Raw genomic sequence first — 6,119 nt, forward strand, 5'->3', positions numbered from 1 at the left:
GTCTCTCCCCTCAATCATTTACTCTGTTACTTCTTCAAGCGTCAGTTGATTATCATACAAATATGTAGCTTGTGGATTTCCCACATACCTTACGTGCCATGGTTCATACCGATAGCCCGTAATCGTTTCTTTCGCTTTTGTGTATCGAATCACAAAACCAAATTTATGGGCATTTTCAGAAAGCCACTGACCTTCTTTCGTTTCCCCAAAAACCGTCTCTAACTGAAATTTAGCAGATTGAGACGTAATATCCATAGCTAATCCAGTTTGATGCTCACTTGTGCCAGGAACCGCGCTAGACATTGCTGTTTTTGCTTCCCCATCTTGTTTTTTATACATCGTATTTAATGCTTTTTGTCGATCAAAGGATCTAAATCCAGAAACTGCAAAAAGGAAAATACGCTCGTTGTTAGCTTGCTGGAACATTTCCTCAAGCGCCCTCGCTGCCTCTTTTCTCATCTTTTTCTTTTCTTGATCACCTTCACTAGAGTAGCGCACTTTCGGAATAACTAAATCTGGCGGTCTATAACCATCTGGTAAACGCCTACTTTTATTCACAAGAACAAGCATTGAATTCGGATTATTAATTACCGCAATATCCCCATCCATATTAGCAATCGTTTCTTTCGCTTTTGGAAATATACTATTTACACTTACTTCCCGCGCCTGCTTATCCTTATACATTTTATAATTGATTCCTGCTACTCCAACAATAATTATTGCAGCTACGATACCGAGTAGTGCCCATCTTTTTTTCATATAACGACCTCTTATTTTAATAATTTGGCCATTTCATACTCATCGATGTCCTTTCCATCGATAATAAGAGCAGCTTTTTTGACACCTTCTTTCTCAAATCCAGCTTTTTTATATAGTGCCTGAGCTCTTGTATTGTGGGCCATTACTGTTAATTCTAAACGCCATACATCATGTAATTTTGCCCACTTCTCAACCTCTTTAAACAATCTCGTCCCAATACCTCGCCCGTTATACTCTTGCAAAATACCAATTACAATGCTTGCCACATGCCTCTTTCTTTGAATGTTATTTCCATTCACTAATATAAAACCTATTATTCTCTCATCTTCAACTGCTACAAATATTGTTGCATATTCAATTTCTATAAATCGCTGGATCATTTTTTCTTGTTGCTCAACTGTAGTTTTCCTTTCTCCTGGTTCATATAGCATAAACTTCGTTTCTTCATCTAATTGCTTACTTAATTGCAAAAATGATGCTGCATCTTCTATTTCGATTTCCCTAATCACTTCAATCACCCTACCAGTTTCATAATAAAAAGTTTTCCTTATAAAAAGATTTTCTCTACTTTCCCGAAAATTCCTTTGTAAATCTCCTACTATAAATTGACAAATTTCGATATTACTATAACAACGACAAATTATGTCTATTCTGTGACGTCTCACCATTACAAAGAAAAAACGCAAGCATTACACTTACGTTTTTTCAAGATTGAAGTGCGCTAATAATTATCGATAGATGTCCTGGCTAATTCACGTTTCACTTTATCCATTCACTTTTTCTGCCTGCCAAAAATATTCACCAAATGCTTTAGCAAGTGCATCAATTGATCGATTCAATTCTTCCTCCGTATTATCTACACCGCCAACTTCTATTAATATCGCTTGTCCTGATAAATCTTGATTATAGATTCCATTTCCTGTTTGAAAACCTTTTTGAATGACCCCACGACTCACTCCTGGATATTTCTTATTAATCGCCTCATGTAAAGCTGTCGCTAATTGTAAGTTTTTTTCATAATTTTTATTTCCTTTCCCTACTACAAATGCAAGCTTCGCATATGATTTATCTCCAATTGTTTTTGTCGTTACATTCTTTCGAGCACTATCACGATGCAAATCAAAAAAGTATTGAAGATCTTTATTTCCAGCCATAGCTTGCTGCACAATTTCTCGTGACATTTTATACGAACTATTACTGTTTAAACCCTTACTTATTAACTTTTGACCAACATCACTCTTATCGTTAGTAGCTCCAATCCCTTCACCTTCTAGTTGTTCACGGAAACGATCTCCTAATATAGAAATATTCGATACAGAACTCGTTGCTTTATTCGGATTCGGGTCATTCGTTAAGTTAAGTAAAGGTAAATAAGATTCCCAGCTATGTGTATGATAAATAAACGCAACTTGTCTTTTCCCGGTCGTTTGGGACGGCTGTTTTTTCTCTTTATTCGTATCTTGTTTAGGTGCTTGTCCAGTTCCACTAGTCCGTTCTTTCACTACTTCTTCAAGAGGTACACTCGACTCTATCGGTAAGTTAGAATAGTTTGTGCCCTCACCCGCAATAACAATTTCTGTATCGTACTTACCAAACCCGGGTAGCTCTTTCCCGACAAAACTGCGTACATCATTAAAGCGAATATTTGTAGCCATAGAAAAGAGAAAAGAAGAAATTGAAAAATCTTGATTCAACTTTCGATACTCCTGTGTAAAATAATGATTCTCTTTTCCAAGTACATACATGTAACCATTCATCGATAACTCATTTAACCAATTATATAAATACGTTGACTTCGTCTCTTTCATAGAGGTTACCATCATACTAATAAGAAAAAAAGTCGCTAGCACTGTAGTAATAACAAATAAAACTAACTTACGCATACTTGTAAACTTCATAAAAAAAAAGCCCCGATTCATACTATCACCTCTCTATTTCAAGTTATGTACAAGCCCTAGAGAATAGACCGTTAAAATTTCGGCTATATTGTTAATGAGGTGAAATGAATTGAAGCTATTAATAGGAATATTACCAATCGCTCTATCATTCATTTTTTATTTGTCCGCTAAGCATCCAAAAGTCTCTATTGTACTACATATTTCTGCGTACTTGGCACTGTATGTACTCGGTACAATTATTTCCATTAATATATACGATGTTTTAATACAAGATTTAGTTTTCATGACGAGCATTCATGGGATTTTACTGAATCCATTTTTCCTTATTGCAGGAGCGTATATAGGAACATACACGTTGTACCTACTTATGTCTCACATTATTATAAAAATAAAAAATGGAGCGTAATGAAATGCAACCAACATTTATCTGTCATACATGCAAAAAAAGAATTGTGAGAAAGAAAGATCTTATTACCGCCACATGGTACTTCCGCTTTTATTTATTTCACAGTGATTGTTTTAAACGACAGCAAGTGTTCCTCTCACGATTTATCCCAGTAAATACACTTTTCAATTTCTTTCTTATTATGTATGGACTTATTTTTGGCAGCATTCTTATGATTACAGAACCATCTATTATTTGGCTGATTTTCTTATTTCCCATTTTTTATCGGTTTCTTTCTTATTATTATATTGAACGTTTTTTCTCTACATAACGTGCAGACTGACCTCTCGGAATACTTAAACATTCCCACTCATTTTCTTTTAACATCTTCCCAATGTAAATAATCTGACCAATATGCAATGCATAATGAGAAATTTGCCTTTCAATTGCTTGCATGACAGTATGTGCTTCACCGCGAATGTATACCGTCTTCAATAAGTGCTCCGGCGCTAAAGTATTCATCGTATTAAAAACATATTTCCATCCTTCTTGCCAAGCTATAAGGGCTTCTTCTTTTGAATGATAGCATCCCTCAAATTCACCATCTCGATTACGATCGGTTTTTTCACCATCAAACGTTAAAAAATCCGTCCATCTAGAACGCATATTACCGTGCAGATGCTTTATAATAATCGCTATACTATTTGTTTCTTCATGAGAATACCATTGTATTTGTTCATATGATAATTGAGAAAGTGCCCGTTCCCCTTGCTTCTTTGTTGCTTCAAAGTTCGAAATCGCACATTGCAAATATTCTCGTCCGATATCCATATTAGCCCCTACCTTCACCCTAGCTAATTTTCGTTCCATTTGGCAATTCCATATTAGGCTGAAGTAACACAACATCATCAGCTTCAGGAACACCACCAAGCACAAGCACTTCTGATTTGAATCCAGCTACACGCTTTGGTGGAAAGTTTACAACAGCAACGATTTGTTGACCGATTAAATCTTCTGGAATATACCTTTTCGTAATTTGAGCACTTGACTGCTTTATCCCGATTTCTCCAAAATCTATTGCTAGTTTAATCGCTGGTACTCTCGCTTCTTTAAATTCCTCTGCATGTATTACAGTTCCAATTCTCAAATCCAAATTTAAAAAATCTTCAAAATTAGCCATTTATCATTCCCCCCAATTATTACTTAGACAAAATACAAAAATTCCCTTCAAAAAAAGAAAGGTGCCTAAGCACCTTTCTTTTGTAATTCACTTGATTCATTTGATTTATAGAAGAAGAAACCGAGAATCCCGCCAATACATGATGGAATTAACCATCCGATTCCTTCGTTATATAACGGTAACATTTGTAGTACATTAGAAATCGCGTCAATTTTAATTTTCGCACTTTCTAAACCGTTAAAGAAACTAATTAACAATGCACCTAAAATAGCTCCAATATAAATTGTATTCCGCTTCCCAATCCACTTATGGAAATACGAAAGTACAATTAATACAATTGCAACTGGATAAATGATCATTAACACAGGTAATGTTACTGCGATTAATTGTGTTAAACCTAGGTTAGATACAATTAAACTAAATACACATACCATTGTTACAATCGTTTTATGCGAAAGTTTTGGGAATAAGTTTGTAAAGAAACCCGCACACGCAGATGTTAACCCAACAGAAGTTGTTAAACAAGCGAGTATAATAACAAGCCCTAATAAAACTTTACCACTCGTCCCATATAGCTCATTTACAACATTCGTTAAAATAAGACCACCGTTTTCTGAGACACCAAGTGATGTACTTGTTGAACCAAGATAAGCAAGTGATAAATAGATTAACGTTAAACCAAGTACAGCAATAATACCTGATACGACTGTTATTTTTGCAATTTGGCTACTCTCTTTTATCCCTTTAGAGCGAATAACTTGTACAACGACAATTCCAAATACGAGAGCACTAATTGCATCCATCGTTAAATACCCTTGAATAAATCCACCAAAGAAAGCATTTTCTTTGTAAGCAGCTAACGGCGCAGCCGGCTCTCCAATTGGATCAATAATTGCCTTTCCGACAATAACAGCAACAATTAATACCAATAGTGGCGTAAGAAACTTTCCAAACCAATCCACTAATTTAGATGGATTTAATGATAAATACCACGTTATTCCGAAGAAAACTATCGTGAAAAGAAATAGCATGTACCACTCTGAAACCATTGCCTCTGATAAAAACGGCTTCATACCCATTTCAAACGAAACAGCTCCAGTACGCGGAATCGCGAAAAATGGTCCAATTGCTAAATAACTAATCAATGGGAAAATAAACGCAAATATAGGGTGGACTCTAGAAGATAGCGCTTTCAAGTCCCCCTCTACAAACGCGACAGCTGTTACAGCTAGTAGGGGTAATCCGACTCCCGTTACAAGGAATCCTATTGTAGCAATCCAAACATTCTCTCCTGCTTGTTGACCTAAAACTGGCGGGAAAATTAAATTTCCTGCTCCTAAAAATAATGCAAATAGCATCAAACCAATTGCTACCGTATCACCTGGCCTTAAACGTCCCTTCATGCTCTTCATTTGCATAGCACTTTTTCATTGTTTATCTCTATATTTTACAATATGCTATGCATCCTCCTCTCTGCTCAAGATGATAAAATATGCCCCTTACAAAGCAGTGTCTTTCTCCATAATTTCTCCATTCCCCTTATTTTTACTCTAATCATTAATACAATTGTTATTTTTGAATTTTGAGTTTTTTGAATTTTTAAATCATTAGAGTGTTATTACGTGGAGTATAGTTGTCAGACCTCTTTGTTTTTATCACACATATAGTAACATATTTAGTTGCAAAATAAAAACATATTTTCAAATTGATTTTTTTGAAAATCGAAATTATCTACATTTTTTATTCTCTTACACAAATATTGTTATAATCTCACCTATTACCCTGTCGTTATTTTAAAATAACTTTACACACGTAACATAACAAAAGCCATCCAATAATTGAAGTGCACCCCAATTGTTAGACACAGTCTAACAATTGGAGGTGCATTTTTTATGGC

8 protein-coding genes are annotated in these 6,119 nt (G+C 35.2%); 2 read left to right on the plus strand and 6 right to left on the minus strand.

Annotated features, from left to right (window positions below; all coding sequences use genetic code 11):
- Positions 1 to 18: 18 nt before the first annotated feature.
- The 3 genes from OXT04_RS10910 to spoIIP all read right to left on the minus strand — a co-directional run bounded on the left by OXT04_RS10910 (position 19) and on the right by spoIIP (position 2,678).
- Positions 19 to 759 (minus strand): M15 family metallopeptidase, encoded by a 741-nt coding sequence (locus OXT04_RS10910; protein ID WP_000747650.1) that lies wholly within the window; start codon positions 757 to 759, stop codon positions 19 to 21.
- 11 nt (positions 760 to 770) lie between these two features.
- A complete protein-coding gene (locus tag OXT04_RS10915) occupies positions 771 to 1,268 on the minus strand; it encodes a GNAT family N-acetyltransferase (protein ID WP_141544035.1) in 498 nt (165 codons plus the stop codon).
- Between the two features lie 255 nt (positions 1,269 to 1,523).
- Positions 1,524 to 2,678, minus strand: coding sequence for a stage II sporulation protein P (gene spoIIP, locus OXT04_RS10920; protein WP_001079282.1), 1,155 nt, complete (start codon positions 2,676 to 2,678; stop codon positions 1,524 to 1,526).
- Between the two features lie 88 nt (positions 2,679 to 2,766).
- On the opposite strand from spoIIP, the gene OXT04_RS10925 reads away from it, so the two are divergent.
- Together OXT04_RS10925 and OXT04_RS10930 are read left to right on the plus strand one after the other, a co-directional pair.
- A complete protein-coding gene (locus OXT04_RS10925) occupies positions 2,767 to 3,063 on the plus strand; it encodes a hypothetical protein (protein WP_000770732.1) in 297 nt (98 codons plus the stop codon).
- Positions 3,064 to 3,067: 4 nt separating this feature from the next.
- The gene (locus OXT04_RS10930) at positions 3,068 to 3,373 is read left to right on the plus strand and encodes a permease (protein WP_071714392.1); all 306 of its coding nucleotides are present in this window, start codon (positions 3,068 to 3,070) and stop codon (positions 3,371 to 3,373) included.
- Here OXT04_RS10930 and OXT04_RS10935 read toward each other — a convergent pair.
- From OXT04_RS10935 to brnQ4, 3 genes are all read right to left on the minus strand, one after another.
- Positions 3,346 to 3,912, minus strand: coding sequence for a DUF1572 domain-containing protein (locus tag OXT04_RS10935; RefSeq protein ID WP_141544034.1), 567 nt, complete (start codon positions 3,910 to 3,912; stop codon positions 3,346 to 3,348). The two genes, OXT04_RS10930 and OXT04_RS10935, sit on opposite strands and share 28 nt — an antisense overlap.
- Positions 3,893 to 4,222: a chaperone CsaA gene (gene csaA, locus OXT04_RS10940; protein ID WP_001263013.1), complete on the minus strand. Its 330-nt coding sequence runs from the start codon at positions 4,220 to 4,222 to the stop codon at positions 3,893 to 3,895. Before csaA ends, OXT04_RS10935 begins: the two co-directional genes overlap by 20 nt.
- A gap of 65 nt (positions 4,223 to 4,287) precedes the next feature.
- Positions 4,288 to 5,625, minus strand: coding sequence for a branched-chain amino acid transport system II carrier protein BrnQ4 (gene brnQ4 / locus OXT04_RS10945; protein WP_420913106.1), 1,338 nt, complete (start codon positions 5,623 to 5,625; stop codon positions 4,288 to 4,290).
- Positions 5,626 to 6,119: the final 494 nt, after the last annotated feature.

Source organism: Bacillus sp. GC_Bacil_1, from assembly GCF_026540675.1.
In the GTDB taxonomy this organism is placed as follows: domain Bacteria; phylum Bacillota; class Bacilli; order Bacillales; family Bacillaceae_G; genus Bacillus_A; species Bacillus_A cereus.